Here is a 16,015-nt window from a genome sequence, read left to right as displayed (position 1 = left end):
CTTATGTCGCGCGCGGCGCCCGGCCCACAAGCCCGGCTTCGGGAAGGATCACGACATCCTGTGGCGGCAGCAGCACCACCGCCTGCGCACCCGGCGCCGGCAGGGCTGCCCCGCCCGCCGGCCGATGGGCCAGCAAGTCCGTGCCATCCGCGAGGGCGAGGCGCAGCGCGACGACATCGCCCAGCGCACGCCGCTCCAGAACGCGGGCCGGAAGCGCACCCTCGCCGAAATCTCCCGCGGCGCCGCTGGCGACCACCACGCGACCTGGCCGGACGTAGGCGAGGCAGCGTTCGCCCACTTGCACCGCCGGCGCGCGGCCGAGCAGCCGGGTGCCACCGTCGAGCACCATGGTCGCGAAGCCATCCTCATCCTCGCCGTCGAGCAGCCGTCCGGGCAGTAGCGTGCACGGTCCCATGAGCCTTGCAACGCGGGCATCGGCGGGGGTGTCGAACAGCGCCTGCGCCAGCCCCTGCTGCACGATGCGCCCGCCGGCCAGTACGGCGACCCGGTCGCCCAGGCCTGCCGCCGGCATCGCGTCGCGCACGGCGCACAGCACGGCGACCCCGCTCTCCCGCCGCCACTCCAGCAGCGCGGCGGCGAGGCCCGCATCGGCCAGGCCGTCGAGCAGCAGCAGCCCCGCGCCCGAAAGCATGGCCGCCGCCAGCGCCAGGCGCGCGGAAGCACCTTCGGACAGCGCGCTCGGCAGCGTGTCCGCCTGCTCGGCGAGGCCGACGCGGGCGAGTGCCTGGCGCACCCGCATCTCCGCCTCGGCGCGCGGCAGTCCGCCGCTGCGCAGCGGCTGGGCAAGGCGCTGGGCGCAGCCCTGCCAGGGCAGCGAGGGCCGCGGCGGTGCGACCAGCCGCGCGGAGACCTTCGACCAGCCCTGCTCGGCGATCAGGCGCAGCAGCGTGGTCTTGCCCGCGCCCACGCCGCCCAGCAGCGTCACCCACTCGCCGCGCGCGATGGTGAGGTCCAGCCCGTCGAACAGCGTCGCGCCGGTGGGCCCGGCGTGGCGCAGCGACTCGATGACCAGGATGGGCGCGTGCATACGGGGGTGCATGCGCGACGCGGCGCCGGCGCGTCAACGCGGCTTGCCCCATGTCGGGCCAGAGGCTAGGCGAAACGGACAGGCCAGGAACACCCGCATGAGCGCCACCGAACCCTCCCTCATCGCCGAACGCGCGGGCCCGCTCGCGCGGCTCACCATGAACCGGCCCCGCGCGCTGAACGCGCTCGACCAGGGCATGATCGACGCCTTCGCCGAGGCCATCGCGGAATGGCGCGACGACGCCGGGGTGACGGCCATCGTGCTGGAAGGTGCGGGCGGGCGCGCCTTCTGCGCCGGGGGCGACGTGCGCGCCATCCGCACCGCCGCCATCGCCGGCGATGCCGCGACCGTGGAGCGCTTCTTCAGCAGCGAATACGCGGTGAACCAGGCGATCGCGGATTGCGAAAAACCCTGGATCAGCCTGATCGACGGCGTGTGCATGGGCGGCGGCATCGGCGTCTCCATCCATGGCAGTCATCGCGTGGTCACCGAGCAGGCGATGCTCGCGATGCCCGAGACCGCCATCGCGCTGTTCCCCGATGTCGGCACCAGCTTCGCGTTGCCGCGCCTGCCCGGCCATCTCGGCCTGTGGCTGGCGCTGACCGGCGCGCGGCTGCACGGGGCAGATGCGGTGCATGCCGGGCTCGCGACGCATTTCGTCCCGCGCGAGCGGCTCGACGCGCTGCGTGCGGCCCTTGCCACGGGCGACGCGGGCGCCGTCGCGCGCCACGCCGAGCCGCCGCCGCCCGCCAGCTTCGCCGCCCATGCCGAGGCCATCGATGCCTGCTTCGGCGCTGGCTCGATCCCCTCTATTCTCGCAGCACTCGAGGCCGAACCCTCGGAATGGGCAGCTGCCCAGGTGAAGGCGCTGCGCCACGCCTCGCCCACCTCCCTGTTCGCTACGCATGAATTGCTCGCCCGCGGCGGCCGCCAGTCGCTGCCCGCCTGCCTCGCGACCGAATTGGCGCTGACCCGCGTGGTGGTGAACCACCACCCCGACTTCCGCGAGGGCGTGCGCGCCGTGCTGGTGGACAAGGACAACGCGCCGCGCTGGACTCCCCCCCGGATCGAGGATGTCGATCCCGGCGCGATCGCTGCCATGTTCGAAGGAGCTGCCGCATGACCGAGTATTGGCGCCTCGCCGCCACCCAGATCGCCGCCCTCGTGCGCTCGCGCCAGCTCTCCGCGACCGAGGTCGCGCGCGATGCGTTGGCGCGGCTCGACGCCGTGAACCCGGCGCTCAACGCGGTGATCGAGCATCGCCCCGACGAGGTGCTGGCCCAGGCTGCCGCGATCGACGCGGCCATCGCGCGCGGCGACGATGCCGGGCTGATGGCCGGCGTGCCCACCACCATCAAGGTCAACACCGACCAGGAAGGCTACGCCACCACCAACGGCCTGCGGCTGCAGAAGGGCCTGGTTGCGCAGCAGGACAGCCCGGTGGTGAGCAATCTGCGAAAGGCGGGAGCCGTGCTGCTCGGGCGCACCAACACGCCCGCCTTCTCGCTGCGCTGGTTCACGCGCAATTCGCTGCATGGCCACACGAAGAATCCCCGTGACGCCGGCATCACGCCGGGCGGATCCTCGGGCGGTGCGGCGTCGGCCGTGACGGCGGGCATCGGCGCCATCGCGCATGGCACGGATATCGGCGGCTCCATCCGCTACCCGGCCTATGCCTGCGGTGTGCATGGGCTGCGACCCACGCTCGGGCGCATCCCGGCCTGGAACGCCTCGGGGCCGGAGCGCCAGGTGGGCGCGCAGATGATGGCCGTGTCCGGCCCGATCGCGCGCAGCATCGGCGACGTGGCCCTCGCCTATGACGCGATGCGCGCGCGCGACATCCGCGACCCCTGGTGGGTCGATGTCGCGCATCACGGCCCCGCCGCGCCGCAGCGTGCCGCACTCTGCCTCGCGCCCGACGGCCTGGTCGTCGACGCCGCGGTGCAGGACGCGATGCGCGACGCCGGCCGGCGGCTTGAGGCCGCCGGGTGGATCGTGGAGGAGGTGGACACCCCGCCGCTGCGCCGCCCGGCCGCGTTGCAGGCGCTTCTGTGGCTCGCGGAATCGCGGCGCGGGATGAACACCGCCCTGGTCGACGAGGGCGATGCCGACGCGCAATTCGTCTTCGCCCAGATGGAGGCGCTGTGCCCCCTGCCCGACACCAATGATTTCATGGACGCGCTGCAGGCGCGCGCCGGCTTCATCCGGCAATGGATGGCGTTCTTCGAGCGCTACCCCGTCGCCATCACGCCGGTCTCCGCCGAACTCCCATTCCGCGACCTGGAGGATGTGGAAAGCCCCGAGGCCTTCCGCCGCATCATCGAGGCGCAGCTGACCCAGGTGGGGCTGCCGCTGATGGGGCTGCCGGGGCTGACCGTCAGCACAGGAATGGTCGGGTCGGTGCCGGTCGGCGTGCAACTGCTGGCGGGGCGCTACCGCGAGGACCTGCTGCTCGCAGCCGGGCTGGCCATCGAGGCAGGCGGCGCGCCGGAATCGCCGATCGACCCTCGCTGATCGATTGCCCTCGCCCTGGCGGAACGTTACGGTCGCGCCGCTTCATCATAGGGGAAAAAGCGCATGATCCGCCGCCAAGTGTTCGCCGCCCTCGCCGTGCTGGGCAGCCTGGGCCTCGCCGGCTGCGTCGTGCCGCAGACCGCGGGCCAGGGCGCGCAGTACGTCCAGCCCATCGTGCAGCAGGTGCCGCGGCAGGCCTGCGACACCCGATTCACCGTCGTCAACCAGTCCAACGTGACGGTGCGCGAGCTGTATTTCAGCTCGTCCCGCCTCGCGAGCTTCGGCGTGGACCAGCTCGGCCAGCGTGTTCTTCAGCCGGGGCAGTCGATGAACTTCGTCGCCGCCAATCCGGGTGGCTATGATTTCCGCGTGGTTTGGGTGAATGGGCGCCGCGCCGACCTGATGAACGTCGATGTCTGCCAGGCCTCGCGCATCACCGTGACCAATCGCGGCATGGTGGCGCAGTAAGCCTTGGCCCTTCCTTGACCATCGCCAGGGAAGAACCCGCGGGAGCGTTCAGGCCCCCGCTGCTGCGCCTCTCGGTCGTCATCGTCACCTATCGCAGCGCCGGCGTGATCGCCGAGGCGCTGCGGGCGCTGCCCGAGGCGGTGGAAACCATCATCGTCGACAATGCGAGCCCGGATGACACGCTCGCGGTCGCGCGCGCCGCGCGGCCCGGCGCGGTCATCCTGGCCCAGCCGGAGAATCGCGGTTTTGGGGCGGGGTGCAATGCGGGGATCGCGGCGGCGTCGCGCGAACTCGTCCTGCTGCTTAATCCCGATGGCCGGATCGCCACCAGCGCGCTCGGCACCCTCATCGCCGCCGCCGACGCCTACCCCGATGCCGCCATCCTCGCACCCGCGCTGCTCGACGATGACGGGAAGCCGGTGCGCTCCTGGGATGCGGCGCAGGTGCGGCGGCGAGCGCTGGATCGCAACCGCCGGAGCGAGTCCTGGCCCGCAGCGCCGTTCTGCGCGGAGTTCGTCTCCGGTGCGTGCATGCTGTTGCGCCGCGCCGACGGGCTGCGCTTCGACGAGGCGTTCTTCCTCTACTACGAGGATGACGACCTCTGCGCCGCGGCGCGCGCGATGGGGCGCTCGATCGTGGTGGTGCCCGCGGCGCGTGCCGGGCATGCCGGCGGGAAATCCTCGGCGCCGTCGCGCCGCGTCGCCTGGATCAAGGCCTATCACCTCGCCTGGTCGCGGCTGCGCTATCTCGAAAAACATGGCGGCAAGGCGGAGGCGCTGGGCCGGCTGCGCCACCATGCCGGCAAGGCGATCGGCCATGCGCTGACGCTGCGCGGCGGCCGCGCCTGGGCCGATATCGCGGGGTTCTGGGGCACGCTCGCCTGGCTGCGCGGGCGACGCTAGGCTCCGCGCATGACGCCGTTCCACTTCCTGCATCTGACCGACCCGCACATCGCCCCGCCGGACGAATTGCTGTTCGGCCAGGACACCAATGCGCGCTTTGCGGCCGCGGTGGCCGCCATCGCCGCCGAGGCCGCGACCACGCCCTTCGCCTTTGCGATCCTCAGCGGCGACCTGGCGCGCGACGGCGAGCCCGATGCTTACCGGGAACTGGCGCGGATGCTGGAAGCCCTGCCCTGCCCCACGCACTTGATGCTCGGCAACCATGACGACCGCGCGGCCTTCGCGGCGGCGTTCCCGGACACGCCGCTGGACGTCAACGGGTTCTGCCAGCAAGCCTTCGAGACCCCCGCCGGGCGCTGCATCCTGCTCGACACGCTCACCCCCGGGGCGCCGCACGGCACGCTGTGCGCGGTGCGGCTCGGTTGGCTCGCCGATCGCCTCGCGGAGGGCGACGGGCCGGTGCTGCTGTTCCTGCACCACCCGCCGATGCCGATCGGCATCCCCGGCATGGACGCGATCCGGCTGCTCGACGGCGCGGCGCTCTTGTCGGTGCTGGAACCGCATCGCGCCCGCATCCGGCACATGTTCCACGGCCACACCCATCGCGCGCTCGCCGGTAGCTGGCGGGGCATCCCCACCTCCTCGCTGCGCGGCACCGCCTTCGAGGTGAAGTTCGCCGCCGGCCAGCCGGCCATCGAGCGCGCCGCACCCATCGAATACGCCATCGTGCGGTGCGAGGCCGAGAGCATCGGCGTGCACCTGGCCGCGGCCGCCCCGCTGGCGTGATCCCGCGCGCGCGGGCATCCTGCGCGCAACGAACTCTGGGGAAAACCGTCCATGACCATCGCCCGCCGCGCAGCCCTCGCGCTGCCCTTTCTCGCCGCACCCGCCATCGCGCGCGCGCAATCCACCTGGCGGCCGACGCAGCCGGTGCGGATCGTGGTGCCCGCCGCACCCGCCGGCACCTCCGACATCGCCGGCCGGCTGGTCGGCGCGCATCTGCAGCAGGCCTGGGGCGTGAACGTGGTGGTGGAGAACCGCTCCGGCGCCGGCGGCATCATCGGCACGCAGGAGGTGCTGCGCGCCCCGGCCGATGGCCACACCATCCTGTCGGGCAATATCGGGCCGCAGGCGATCGCCTATTCCCTGTTCCGCAACCTGCCCTTCCGCCCCGAGCAGTTCCAGCCCGTGGCCGGCGTGGTGAAGGGCCCGAACGTGCTGGTGGTGCACCCCTCGGTCCCGGCGAACTCCCTGCCCGAGCTGGTGGCGCACCTTAAGCGCAATCCCGGCCGGCTGAGCTATGGCTCGCCGGGCGTCGGGCAGAGCCCGCACCTCACCGGCGTGTGGTTCAACCAGGCGACCGGGACGGAGGCGATCCACATCCCCTATCGCGGCGCCGGCCCCGCGATGGTCGAACTGGTCGCCGGCAACATCCAGTACATGTGGGACAACCTCTCGAGCGGCATCCAGCAGGTGCGGGCGGGCACGGTCCGCGCACTCGCCGTCAGCAGCGCCGAGCGCAACGCGGAGCTGCCCGACCTGCCCGCCGCGCGCGAGACGATGCCCGAGCTCGCGCAGTTCGACGTGAACACCTGGTTCGGCATGTTCTATTCGTCCGCGGTTCCGAACGCCGCGACCCAGGCGCTGAACGAGGCGATGCGCGCGATGGACGCGACGGATGCGATGAAGGCGCGGCTCGTGCAGATGGGCGGTGTCTCCCTGTATGGCTCGGTGCCCGATTTCACCGCCTTCGTGCAGGCCGAGATCGTGAAGTGGCGCGCGGTGATCCAGCGCGAGGGGCTGCAACTCGACGCGACCTGAGCAACGCGGTATCGCGGAGGCATGTCCCTCTGGCTCGCCGCGACGCTGCTGGCAGCGTTCTTCCAGACCTGGCGCACGGCGCTCCAACAGCGGCTCCGCGGGCAGCTTTCGATCAATGGCGCGGGGGTGGTGCGCTACCTCTATGGCGTGCCGGTGGGGTTCGCCATCCTGGGCGCCTATCTCGCGGTGTTCGGCGGCGCGCTGTCTTCGCCGAACCTGTGGTTCCTGATCTACTGCGCGGGCGGCGGTTTGCTGCAGATCCTCGGCACCAACCTGCTCATCATGGCCTTCGGCTTCCGCGGCTTCGCGGTGGGCACCGCCTATGCCAAGACCGAAGCAGTACAGGGCGCGGTCCTCGCGCTGATCCTGCTGGGGGAATTGCTCTCCGCGGTGTCCTGGCTGGGAATCGCAATCTGCGTCAGCGGCACGTTGTACCTCTCGCTCGCCGGCCGCGTGGGAAGCCTCGGCGAGGCGCTGCGCGCCACCATCCAGCCGGCGGCGCTGTGCGGCCTGAGCGCGGGGTTCTGCTTCGCGCTCACCTCCGTCGTGATCAAGTCGGCGACGCAATCGCTGGTCGGGCCGGACATCGTGTTGAGCGCGATCGAGACGCTGGTCGTCACCAACGCGATGCAGACGGTGATGCAGGGCAGCTACCTGCTGGTGCGCGAGCCGGGGCAGATCCGCGCGGTCTTCTCCACCTGGCGCGACAGCGCCAAGGTCGGCGCGCTCTCCGCCTGCGGATCCTGCTGCTGGTTCACGGGATTTGCCCTCGCGCCGGTCGCGCTGGTGCGCGCGGTGGGGCAGGTGGAGATCATCTTCACCCTTCTGTTCAGCCGATTCTACCTGCGCGAGGCGCCCACACGCAGCGACATTTTTGGGGCACTGGCGGTGGTGCTGGGCGTCGTCATCGTGCTGGTCGGCCGCTGAGGTAGGGGCTTCACGGGGATGCCGGTCCAGGGCAGAGAGACGCGAACACCAGCGGAGCGACCCTCATGGCCCATACGGCACCTTCCGGCTTCCATCACGGCGTCGGCCTCAGCGCCGCGCTGATCATCGCGCAGGAGACGCTGGCCAAGGGGCGCGAGCTGTCGCTCGCCCCGCTCACCGTCGTGGTGCTCGATGCCGGCGGCCACCTCAAAGCGATGCTGCGCGAGGATGGCGCCTCGCTGATGCGGCCGCAGATCGCCGAGGGCAAGGCGTTCGGCGCCATGGCGCTGGGTTTTGGGACGCGCGAGCTGGCGCGGCGCTCGACCGGCGTGCCCGGCTTCACCAACGCGCTGTCGGACCTCGCCGGCGGGCGCGCGGTGCCGGTCGCCGGTGGCGTGCTGATCAAGTCGCCCGAGGGCGAAGTGCTGGGCGCGGTGGGCGTCTCGGGCGATGCCTCGGACAAGGATGAGGTCTGCGCGGTCGCCGGCATCCACGCCGCCGGCCTGGTGCCCGAGACTGGCGACCCCGTCGCCGCCTAGGCGGCGAATTCGGCCCGGCGATACCCCTGCGCGAACAGCAGCGCGTGCAGGTCGCCGTGATCGACCCGCGCGCGCGCCGCCGCCGCGACCACAGGCTTCGCGCGGAACGCGACGCCCAACCCCGCAGCTTGGATCATCGCGAGGTCGTTGGCGCCGTCGCCCACTGCGAGCGTCGCTGCCAGCGGCAGGCCCCTCTCTGCGGCGAGGCGCTTGAGCGTCGTGAGCTTGGCGTCGCGGTCGAAGATCGGCTCGGCCACCGTGCCGGTGAGCTTGCCGTCCTCTTTGAGCAGGATGTTCGAGACGTGCATGTCAAAGCCGATCTGCGCCGCGACGCGTCCGGTGAAGAAGGTGAAACCGCCCGAGGCGAGACAGCAGAAGGCGCCATCGGCGCGCATGGTGGCGATGAGCGTCGCGGCCCCCGGCGTCAGCGCGGTGGCCTCCCAGGTGCGCTCCAGCGCCTCGGTGGACAGGCCCTTGAGCATGCCCACGCGCAGGCGCAGCGCCTCGGCAAAATCGAGCTCGCCATTCATCGAGCGCTTGGTGATCGCGGCGATCTTCTCCTTCAGGCCGGCATAGGCGGCCAGCTCGTCGAGCGTCTCGGAGGTGACGATGGTGCTGTCCATGTCGGCGACCAGCAGGCGCTTGCGGCGCTGCTCCAGCGGCTGCGCGATGGCGTCGACCGGAGCCTCGTCCAAAGCGTGCCGGGCGGCGGCGCCCGCGAGGTCGGGGCTGATGGCACGGAACGGGATGTCGGCGGCTTCCGCCTCGGCGAGCCAGTCGGGACTGCCGGCTTCGGCCGCGATGGCGCGCAGCGCCGCGCGGACCGTATTGAGATGTTCGACGGTGAGGGCGCCCGGCGCGGCGATGAGGGTCAGCACATGATCCATGGGAATGGGCGTATGCACGCGCGATGATGACGGATCAACCTTGGGCGCTGATCGTCGCCGGGCCGACCGCCTCCGGGAAGTCGGCGCTGGCGATCGAGATCGCGCAGCGGGTCGGCGGCACTGTCATCAATGCCGATTCCATGCAGGTCTATGGCGATCTGCGCGTGCTGACTGCGCGGCCGACCCCGGAGGAGGAAGCGCTTGTGCCGCATGCGCTCTACGGCGTGCGCGATGCGGCGGAGGCCGCTTCCGTTGCCTGGTGGCGCGCCGCCGCGCTGGAGGCGATGGCCGCGGCGCGGGCGGCCGGGCGAGTGCCGATCCTGTGCGGCGGCACCGGCCTGTATCTGCGCGCGCTGCGAGCGGGCATCGCGCCCATGCCCGCCATCCCGGACGAGGTGCGCAGCGCGGCGCGTGACTTGCTCGCCAACGAAGGTCCTGCGGCGATGCACGCCCGGCTAGCGGCCCGCGATCCGGACAGCGCGGCGACGCTGCGCCCCTCCGACAGCCAGCGCATCGCCCGCGCCTGGGAGGTGCTTGTCGCCACCGGCCAAGGCATTGCCGCCTGGCAGGCCATGGCTTGCGATGCGCCGGCGCCGTGGCGTTTCGCGGCGGTCCTGCTCGACCCGCCGCGCACGACACTTCGCGACGCCATCGCCGGGCGCTGGGGCACGATGCTGGCGACCGGCGCAATCGACGAGGTGCGGCAGCTTGTCGCGCGCGGCCTGGACCCGGCCCTGCCGGCGATGCGCGCGCACGGCGTGCCGGAGCTCGCCGCCCACTTCGCCGGGACCATGACGATCGAGGCGGCAAGCGCCCGCGCCATCCTCAACACCGGGCAGTACACCAAGCGCCAAGCCACCTGGTTCCGGCACCAGGAACTGGCCGACCCAGCCGCAACGCATAGGATCAATGCGCGATACGCGGGTCTTGCGCAATTTTCAGAAAGCGATCGGGCACAATTCTTCGCATTTCTGCAAAGCTTCGTTGACGCCCCCTGGTCAGGGGTCTAAGGCTGCGCGCCTTCCCCAGGCGATTGCCCGGGGGCAGGTTACGAGGAAAGCCAGACGCATGACCAACGCAACGCCCGCCGAAACCCTGACGCTCAACGGCGCCGAAGTCGTCCTGCGCGCGCTCAAGGAGCAGGGTGTCGAGGTCATCTTCGGTTATCCCGGCGGCGCGGTGCTGCCGATCTACGACGCGCTGTTCCAGCAGAACGCCATCCGCCACATCCTGGTGCGCCACGAGCAGGCCGCGGTGCATGCGGCCGAGGGCTATGCGCGCTCGACTGGCAAGGTCGGCTGCGTGCTGGTGACCTCCGGCCCCGGCGCGACCAATGCGGTGACCGGCTTGCTCGACGCGCTGATGGATTCCATCCCGCTGGTCTGCCTGACCGGCCAGGTGCCGACGCACCTGATCGGCAATGACGCCTTCCAGGAGGCGGACACCACCGGCATCACGCGTCCCGCGACGAAGCACAACTACCTGGTCAAGAAATCCGCCGACCTCGCGCGGACGGTGCACGAGGCCTTCTACGTCGCGCGCTCCGGCCGACCGGGCCCGGTCGTGATCGACCTGCCCAAGGACATCCTGATCGCCAAGGCCCCCTATGTGGAGGCCGCGACCGCCGAGCACCGCAGCTACCGCCCCGTGACGCAGCCCGATGCGGGTGCGATCCGCCGCGCGGTAGCACTTCTGAAGGGTGCCAAGCGCCCGGTGATCTATGCCGGCGGCGGCGTCATCAATGCCGGCCCTGAGGCCTCGCACCTGCTGACGGAACTGGCCCACCTCACCGGCTTCCCGGTGACCAACACGCTGATGGGCCTGGGCGCCTTCTCCTCCGACGACAAGCAGTTCCTGGGAATGCTCGGGATGCACGGCACCTACGAGGCGAACCTCGTGATGCATGGCTGCGACGTGATGCTGAACATCGGCGCACGCTTCGATGATCGCGTGACCGGCAAGCTGAGCCATTTCTCGCCGCACTCGAAGAAGATCCATGCGGACATCGACCCCTCCTCGATCAACAAGAACGTCAAGGTCGATGTGCCGATCGTAGGCGACGCCGGCGCCATCCTCGCCGCGATGATCGCTGCGTGGCGCGCCGACGAGACCCCGCAGGACAAGCCGGCGCTGGCCGCCTGGTGGCGCATCATCGAGGATTGGCGCGGCAAGGATTGCCTGCGCTACCGCCAGGAAGGCCGCATCATCAAGCCGCAGCACGCGGTCAAGCGCCTCTACGAAATCACCCGCGAACTGGGTCGCGAGACCTTCATCACCACCGAGGTCGGCCAGCACCAGATGTGGGCCGCGCAGTACTTTGGGTTTCAGAAGCCGAACCGCTGGATGACCTCGGGCGGCCTGGGCACCATGGGCTATGGCCTGCCGGCCGCGATGGGCGTGCAGATCGCGCACGCCGACGCACTGGTCATCGACATCGCCGGCGAGGCTTCGATCCTGATGAACATCCAGGAGATGGGCACGCTCGCGCAGTACCGGCTGCCGGTGAAGGTGTTCATCCTGAACAACGAATACATGGGCATGGTGCGCCAGTGGCAGGAGCTGCTGCATGGCGGCCGCTATTCGGAAAGCTACTCCGCCGCCCTGCCCGATTTCGTGAAGCTCGCCGAAAGCTTCCACGCCAAGGGCCTGCGCGCGACGGATGCATCGGACCTCGACGGCGTCATCCGCGAGATGATCGCCCATGATGGACCCGTCATCGCCGACATCTGCGTCGCCAAGGATGAGAACTGCTTTCCGATGATCCCCTCGGGTGCGGCGCACAACGAGATGATCCTCGGCCCCGACCAGGAGGGTGGCGTCGCGGGTGTGACCGACGAAGGCAAGGTGCTGGTGTGATCCGATGAGCGAGACCTTGCAGCGCACGGCGACGATCGCCGTGCTGGTCGAGAACGAGGCCGGGGTGCTGGCGCGCGTGATCGGCCTGTTCTCCGGCCGCGGCTACAACATTGAATCCCTGACCGTGGCCCCGGTCGATGAGCTGCGCCGCCTGTCACGCATCACCATCGTGACGACGGGGACGGAGATGATCATCGACCAGATCAAGGCCCAGCTCGACCGCTTGGTCCCAGTTCACAAGGTCAGCGACCTGGCCCTGGAAGGCCCGCACCTCGTGCGCGAGCTCGCACTCATCAAGGTGGTCGGCCGCGGCGAGGGACGGATGGAGGCGCTGCGTCTCGCCGATGCATTCCGCGCGCGGGTGGTGGACGCCACGCCCGAGAGCGCGGTGTTCGAGATGACCGGCAGTGCGGAGAAAATCGACGCTTTCTGCGCGCTGATGCGCCCGCTCGGCCTTGCCGAGATTTCCCGCACCGGCGCCGTCGCCATCGCGCGCGGTGCGCGCAGCCTGTAACACCACGCCCACCCGAGACTAACGAACAAAGGAGAGCGCAATCATGCGCGTTTACTACGACCGCGACGCCGACGTGAACCTGATCAAGGCCAAGAAGGTCGCGGTCATCGGCTTCGGCTCCCAGGGCCATGCCCATGCCATGAACATGCGCGATTCCGGCGTGAATGATGTCGTCATCGGCCTCCGCCCCGGCGGCAGCGCCCAGAAGGCCGAGGCCGCCGGCTTCAAGGTCCTGCCCCCCGCCGAGGCCGCCGCCTGGGCCGATGTGGTCATGGTGCTGACCCCCGATGAAGGCCAGGGCGACCTCTACCGCGAGAGCCTGCACGCCAACATGAAGCCCGGCGCGGCCCTCGCCTTCGCCCATGGCCTCAACGTGCACTTCAACCTGCTCGACCCGCGCGCCGACATCGACGTCTTCATGATCGCGCCCAAGGGGCCCGGCCACACGGTTCGCGGCGAATACCTCAAGGGCGGCGGCGTGCCGTGCCTCGTCGCCGTGAACCAGAACCCCTCCGGCAACGCCCTCGAAATCGCCCTCTCCTACGCCTCCGCCATCGGCGGCGGCCGCTCCGGCGTCATCGAGACCACCTTCAAGGAGGAATGCGAAACCGACCTGTTCGGCGAGCAGGCCGTCCTCTGCGGCGGCCTCGTCGAACTCATCAAGGCGGGCTTTGAGACGCTCTGCGAAGCCGGCTACGCCCCCGAGATGGCCTATTTCGAGTGCCTGCATGAGGTGAAGCTGATTGTCGACCTCATCTATGAGGGCGGCATCGCCAACATGAACTACTCGATCTCCAACACCGCCGAATACGGCGAATACGTCACCGGCCCCCGCATCATCACGCCCGAGACCAAGGCCGAGATGAAGCGCGTTCTCACCGACATCCAATCCGGCAAATTCGCCCGCGACTGGATGCTGGAGAACAAGGTGAACCAGGCCTCCTTCAAGGCCACCCGTCGCCGCCTGGCCGAACACCCGATCGAGGAAGTGGGTGCGAAGCTGCGCGCCATGATGCCCTGGATCACCAAGGGCGCGCTGGTCGACAAGGCCCGGAACTGACCTCCCCAAACAGGCGCGGGGGAATTCTTTTCCCCCCGCCTTCGCAACCGCCGCGCTGGCGCTCCGTTGTGAACACGGTTTACGGAGCCTCCCCCCATGCGCCTCTTCGCCTGCCCGACCTGCGCCCAGCCGGTCTATTTCGAAAACTCGGCCTGCGTCGCCTGCGGCACCGCGCTCGCATACCAGCCAGACGACAATGCCTTTCACGCGATCGAGCCCTCGCGGCTGGTCTGCGAAAATGCCGGCCTCGCGGCGTGCAACTGGTTCGTCCCGGAGGGCACCACCGACGCCTATTGCCGGTCATGCCGCCACAACCAGACCATCCCGAACCTCGACGACCCGGCGCACCTCGCCGATTGGCGCAAGATCCAGGAAGCCCAGCGCCGCGCGATGTACAGCTTCCTCCGCCTGGACCTGCCGATGCCCACGCGCATCGAGGATGCGGTGAACGGCCTCGCCTTCAACATTCTCGCCGACACGGCCGAGCCGGTGATGACCAGCCATGATGACGGCCTCATCACCCTCGCCCTCTCCGAGGCGGACGATACCGAGCGCACCCGCCGGCGTTCCGCCATGGGCGAGCCGTACCGGACGATCCTGGGTCATTTCCGCCATGAATCGGGGCATTATTTCTGGGATCGCCTGGTCCGCGACAACCCCGACCAGCTCGCCCGATGCCGCGAACTCTTCGGCGACGACAGCGAAGACTACGATGCGGCGCTGAAGCGCCACTACGAACAGGGCCCGCCTCCGGACTGGCAGGGCGATTTCGTCTCCAGCTACGCCACCAGCCACGCCTGGGAGGATTTCGCCGAGACCTGGGCGCATTACCTGCACATCGTGGACACGCTGGAGATGGCGCAGTCCTTCGGCATCGGCATCCATCCCGATGCGGATGATAGCGGCGCGCTGACCACCTCCGCTGTTTTCGACCCCTATGCGGAGACGAAGATCCAGCGGGTGATCGCTGCCTGGGTCCCGCTGACCGCGGCGATGAACAGCCTCAACCGCTGCATGGGCGCGCCAGACCTCTACCCATTCGTGCTGTCGCCGAGCGTGGTGCAGAAGCTCGCCTTCATCCAGGCGCTGGTGCATGGGCCGCGCAATCCGGTGTAGCCTGCCTGCATGACGCTCATCGCCTGCCTGCACAGCGCCGAATCCAACATCGCGCTGTTCGACGCTGCCTGCCCGCCCGGTGCGCGGCTTGTCCATGTCGCGCGCCCGGACCTGCTGGCCGCTGCCGAAGCCGCAGGCGGGCTGACCCCACCCATCCGCGATGCGACGCGCGACGCGCTGTTCGCCCTCGCCTGCGAGGCGGATGTGGAGGTGGTGTTGCTGACCTGCTCGACGCTCGGCCCCTCGGTCGAGGGCATCGCCTCGCCCATCCCCTGCCTGCGCGTGGATGCCGCGCTGGCCCAGGCTGCGACGCGGGATGGCGGCCGCGTGGCGGTGCTGTGCACCGTCGCGACCACGCTGGCACCGACCGAGGCGCTGTTCGCGACAGCGGCGGCGAAGACCGGCGCGACCCTGGAGGTCAGCTTGGTCGCCGGCGCCTGGAATGCGCGCAAAGCGGGCGACCTTGCCACCTATCACGGGCTGATCGCGGCGGCGGCCGAGGCCGCATACGCCGCCGGTGCGACCGAGGTGGCGCTCGCCCAGGCCTCCATGGCACCCGCCGCCGCCTTGTGCCGGGGCCGGGTGCCGCTCACATCCCCGGCAATCGGCCTGGCCGCGGCGATGGCGGCGGCCTGAACCCGCCCCATATGGCGCCGGTGATGGAGGGGCTTCGATGCTGCAGAAACTGGCGGCCGGCGTGTCGGCGGTGGTCCTCGGGGCCTGCTCCGTGGTCGGGGTGAGGTCGGGCACCGAGGAGCCGGCCTTCGAGAGCCTCGCCCGCTTCGGCGACATCGAGATCCGCCGCTATGCACCCAGGCTTGCCGCCGAGACGATGGTGGAGGCCGACGAGACGGCGAGCCGCAACGAAGGATTCAATCGCCTCGCCCGCTACATCTTCGGCGGCAATTCCGGCGAGCAGCGGATCGCAATGACCGCGCCCGTCGCGCAGGAGCCCACGCGCATCGCGATGACGGCGCCCGTCGCGCAGCTACCGCAGGCCGGCGGCGGCTTCCGCATCCGCTTCTTCCTGCCCGCAGCACTCCGCACGCCGCCGGTGCCGCTCGATGACCGGGTGAGGATCGTCACGGTGCCGGCCGAGACGGTCGCCGTGCTGCGCTATGCCGGCAGCACCGGCCCCGAGGCCGTGGCCGCGGCGCGCCGGCGCCTGTTCGCCGAGCTCCCGGCGACCAGGTGGCGCGTCGCGGGCGAGCCGTTCTCCTGGTTCTACGATCCGCCCTGGACGTTGCCGCCGCTCCGCCGCAACGAGATCGCGGTGGCTGTGCAGGCCGCCGATTGACCGTTCGGCCGCGCACCGTCAGCGTCCGGCGATGACGACCATGCCCCCGGCGCGCACCGGTTCCTG

At 70.3% G+C, this 16,015-nt stretch carries 17 protein-coding genes; 15 read left to right on the top strand and 2 right to left on the bottom strand.

Annotated features, from left to right (window positions below; all coding sequences use genetic code 11):
- Position 1: 1 nt before the first annotated feature.
- On the bottom strand, positions 2–1,048 hold the full coding sequence (locus GXW79_RS11755) for an ATP-binding cassette domain-containing protein (protein WP_211874582.1): 1,047 nt from the start codon (positions 1,046–1,048) through the stop codon (positions 2–4).
- 97 nt (positions 1,049–1,145) lie between these two features.
- Between GXW79_RS11755 and GXW79_RS11750 the strand changes: the two genes are divergently transcribed.
- The 8 genes from GXW79_RS11750 (at position 1,146) to GXW79_RS11715 (ending at position 8,219) form a co-directional block, all read left to right on the top strand.
- The gene (locus GXW79_RS11750; protein WP_211874581.1) at positions 1,146–2,171 is read left to right on the top strand and encodes an enoyl-CoA hydratase/isomerase family protein; all 1,026 of its coding nucleotides are present in this window, start codon (positions 1,146–1,148) and stop codon (positions 2,169–2,171) included.
- On the top strand, positions 2,168–3,562 hold the full coding sequence (locus GXW79_RS11745; protein WP_211874580.1) for an amidase family protein: 1,395 nt from the start codon (positions 2,168–2,170) through the stop codon (positions 3,560–3,562). Before GXW79_RS11750 ends, GXW79_RS11745 begins: the two co-directional genes overlap by 4 nt.
- A gap of 63 nt (positions 3,563–3,625) precedes the next feature.
- Positions 3,626–4,030, top strand: coding sequence for a hypothetical protein (locus GXW79_RS11740; RefSeq protein WP_211874579.1), 405 nt, complete (start codon positions 3,626–3,628; stop codon positions 4,028–4,030).
- A gap of 14 nt (positions 4,031–4,044) precedes the next feature.
- Positions 4,045–4,932 (top strand): glycosyltransferase family 2 protein, encoded by an 888-nt coding sequence (locus GXW79_RS11735; protein WP_211874578.1) that lies wholly within the window; start codon positions 4,045–4,047, stop codon positions 4,930–4,932.
- 9 nt (positions 4,933–4,941) lie between these two features.
- Positions 4,942–5,718, top strand: a complete 777-nt coding sequence (locus GXW79_RS11730; RefSeq protein ID WP_211874577.1) for a metallophosphoesterase — start codon at positions 4,942–4,944, stop codon at positions 5,716–5,718.
- Between the two features lie 51 nt (positions 5,719–5,769).
- Complete coding sequence (locus GXW79_RS11725; protein ID WP_211874576.1) at positions 5,770–6,753, top strand: Bug family tripartite tricarboxylate transporter substrate binding protein; 984 nt, start codon at positions 5,770–5,772, stop codon at positions 6,751–6,753.
- Between the two features lie 21 nt (positions 6,754–6,774).
- On the top strand, positions 6,775–7,680 hold the full coding sequence (locus tag GXW79_RS11720; protein ID WP_211874575.1) for an EamA family transporter: 906 nt from the start codon (positions 6,775–6,777) through the stop codon (positions 7,678–7,680).
- A gap of 65 nt (positions 7,681–7,745) precedes the next feature.
- Positions 7,746–8,219: a GlcG/HbpS family heme-binding protein gene (locus GXW79_RS11715; RefSeq protein ID WP_211874574.1), complete on the top strand. Its 474-nt coding sequence runs from the start codon at positions 7,746–7,748 to the stop codon at positions 8,217–8,219.
- Here GXW79_RS11715 and serB read toward each other — a convergent pair.
- The gene (serB, locus tag GXW79_RS11710; RefSeq protein ID WP_211874573.1) at positions 8,216–9,106 is read right to left on the bottom strand and encodes a phosphoserine phosphatase SerB; all 891 of its coding nucleotides are present in this window, start codon (positions 9,104–9,106) and stop codon (positions 8,216–8,218) included. The two genes, GXW79_RS11715 and serB, sit on opposite strands and share 4 nt — an antisense overlap.
- A 26-nt stretch (positions 9,107–9,132) precedes the next feature.
- On the opposite strand from serB, the gene miaA reads away from it, so the two are divergent.
- The 7 genes from miaA to GXW79_RS11675 all read left to right on the top strand — a co-directional run bounded on the left by miaA (position 9,133) and on the right by GXW79_RS11675 (position 15,949).
- Entirely contained in the window at positions 9,133–10,116 is a 984-nt protein-coding gene (gene miaA, locus GXW79_RS11705) for a tRNA (adenosine(37)-N6)-dimethylallyltransferase MiaA (protein ID WP_211874651.1), read from the top strand.
- Positions 10,117–10,174: 58 nt separating this feature from the next.
- Positions 10,175–11,962 carry an acetolactate synthase 3 large subunit gene (locus GXW79_RS11700; protein WP_211874572.1) on the top strand — a complete coding sequence of 596 codons (1,788 nt, stop codon included), beginning with the start codon at positions 10,175–10,177 and terminating at the stop codon, positions 11,960–11,962.
- A 4-nt stretch (positions 11,963–11,966) separates the two neighbouring features.
- The gene (gene ilvN, locus GXW79_RS11695) at positions 11,967–12,476 is read left to right on the top strand and encodes an acetolactate synthase small subunit (protein WP_211874571.1); all 510 of its coding nucleotides are present in this window, start codon (positions 11,967–11,969) and stop codon (positions 12,474–12,476) included.
- 43 nt (positions 12,477–12,519) lie between these two features.
- Positions 12,520–13,536: a ketol-acid reductoisomerase gene (gene ilvC, locus GXW79_RS11690; RefSeq protein WP_211874570.1), complete on the top strand. Its 1,017-nt coding sequence runs from the start codon at positions 12,520–12,522 to the stop codon at positions 13,534–13,536.
- A 96-nt stretch (positions 13,537–13,632) separates the two neighbouring features.
- On the top strand, positions 13,633–14,652 hold the full coding sequence (locus GXW79_RS11685; protein ID WP_211874569.1) for a zinc-binding metallopeptidase family protein: 1,020 nt from the start codon (positions 13,633–13,635) through the stop codon (positions 14,650–14,652).
- A gap of 9 nt (positions 14,653–14,661) precedes the next feature.
- Positions 14,662–15,288 (top strand): hypothetical protein, encoded by a 627-nt coding sequence (locus GXW79_RS11680; RefSeq protein WP_211874568.1) that lies wholly within the window; start codon positions 14,662–14,664, stop codon positions 15,286–15,288.
- 37 nt (positions 15,289–15,325) lie between these two features.
- A complete protein-coding gene (locus tag GXW79_RS11675) occupies positions 15,326–15,949 on the top strand; it encodes an SOUL family heme-binding protein (RefSeq protein WP_246503942.1) in 624 nt (207 codons plus the stop codon).
- Positions 15,950–16,015 lie beyond the last annotated feature (66 nt).

The organism is Plastoroseomonas arctica (assembly GCF_018128965.1).
GTDB lineage: Bacteria > Pseudomonadota > Alphaproteobacteria > Acetobacterales > Acetobacteraceae > Plastoroseomonas > Plastoroseomonas arctica.
The sequence above is the reverse complement of the archived record's forward strand: the minus strand, read 5'-3'. Positions and strand labels throughout refer to the sequence as shown.

What these genes read in the sequence shown, in the direction of transcription:
- GXW79_RS11755 (WP_211874582.1), bottom strand. Translation starts at nt 1,048, where the DNA reads ATGCACGCGCCCATCCTGGTCATCGAGTCGCTGCGCCACGCCGGGCCC.
- GXW79_RS11750 (WP_211874581.1), top strand. Translation starts at nt 1,146, where the DNA reads ATGAGCGCCACCGAACCCTCCCTCATCGCCGAACGCGCGGGCCCGCTC.
- GXW79_RS11745 (WP_211874580.1), top strand. Translation starts at nt 2,168, where the DNA reads ATGACCGAGTATTGGCGCCTCGCCGCCACCCAGATCGCCGCCCTCGTG.
- GXW79_RS11740 (WP_211874579.1), top strand. Translation starts at nt 3,626, where the DNA reads ATGATCCGCCGCCAAGTGTTCGCCGCCCTCGCCGTGCTGGGCAGCCTG.
- GXW79_RS11730 (WP_211874577.1), top strand. Translation starts at nt 4,942, where the DNA reads ATGACGCCGTTCCACTTCCTGCATCTGACCGACCCGCACATCGCCCCG.
- GXW79_RS11725 (WP_211874576.1), top strand. Translation starts at nt 5,770, where the DNA reads ATGACCATCGCCCGCCGCGCAGCCCTCGCGCTGCCCTTTCTCGCCGCA.
- GXW79_RS11720 (WP_211874575.1), top strand. Translation starts at nt 6,775, where the DNA reads ATGTCCCTCTGGCTCGCCGCGACGCTGCTGGCAGCGTTCTTCCAGACC.
- GXW79_RS11715 (WP_211874574.1), top strand. Translation starts at nt 7,746, where the DNA reads ATGGCCCATACGGCACCTTCCGGCTTCCATCACGGCGTCGGCCTCAGC.
- serB (WP_211874573.1), bottom strand. Translation starts at nt 9,106, where the DNA reads ATGGATCATGTGCTGACCCTCATCGCCGCGCCGGGCGCCCTCACCGTC.
- miaA (WP_211874651.1), top strand. Translation starts at nt 9,133, where the DNA reads ATGACGGATCAACCTTGGGCGCTGATCGTCGCCGGGCCGACCGCCTCC.
- GXW79_RS11700 (WP_211874572.1), top strand. Translation starts at nt 10,175, where the DNA reads ATGACCAACGCAACGCCCGCCGAAACCCTGACGCTCAACGGCGCCGAA.
- ilvN (WP_211874571.1), top strand. Translation starts at nt 11,967, where the DNA reads ATGAGCGAGACCTTGCAGCGCACGGCGACGATCGCCGTGCTGGTCGAG.
- ilvC (WP_211874570.1), top strand. Translation starts at nt 12,520, where the DNA reads ATGCGCGTTTACTACGACCGCGACGCCGACGTGAACCTGATCAAGGCC.
- GXW79_RS11685 (WP_211874569.1), top strand. Translation starts at nt 13,633, where the DNA reads ATGCGCCTCTTCGCCTGCCCGACCTGCGCCCAGCCGGTCTATTTCGAA.
- GXW79_RS11680 (WP_211874568.1), top strand. Translation starts at nt 14,662, where the DNA reads ATGACGCTCATCGCCTGCCTGCACAGCGCCGAATCCAACATCGCGCTG.
- GXW79_RS11675 (WP_246503942.1), top strand. Translation starts at nt 15,326, where the DNA reads ATGCTGCAGAAACTGGCGGCCGGCGTGTCGGCGGTGGTCCTCGGGGCC.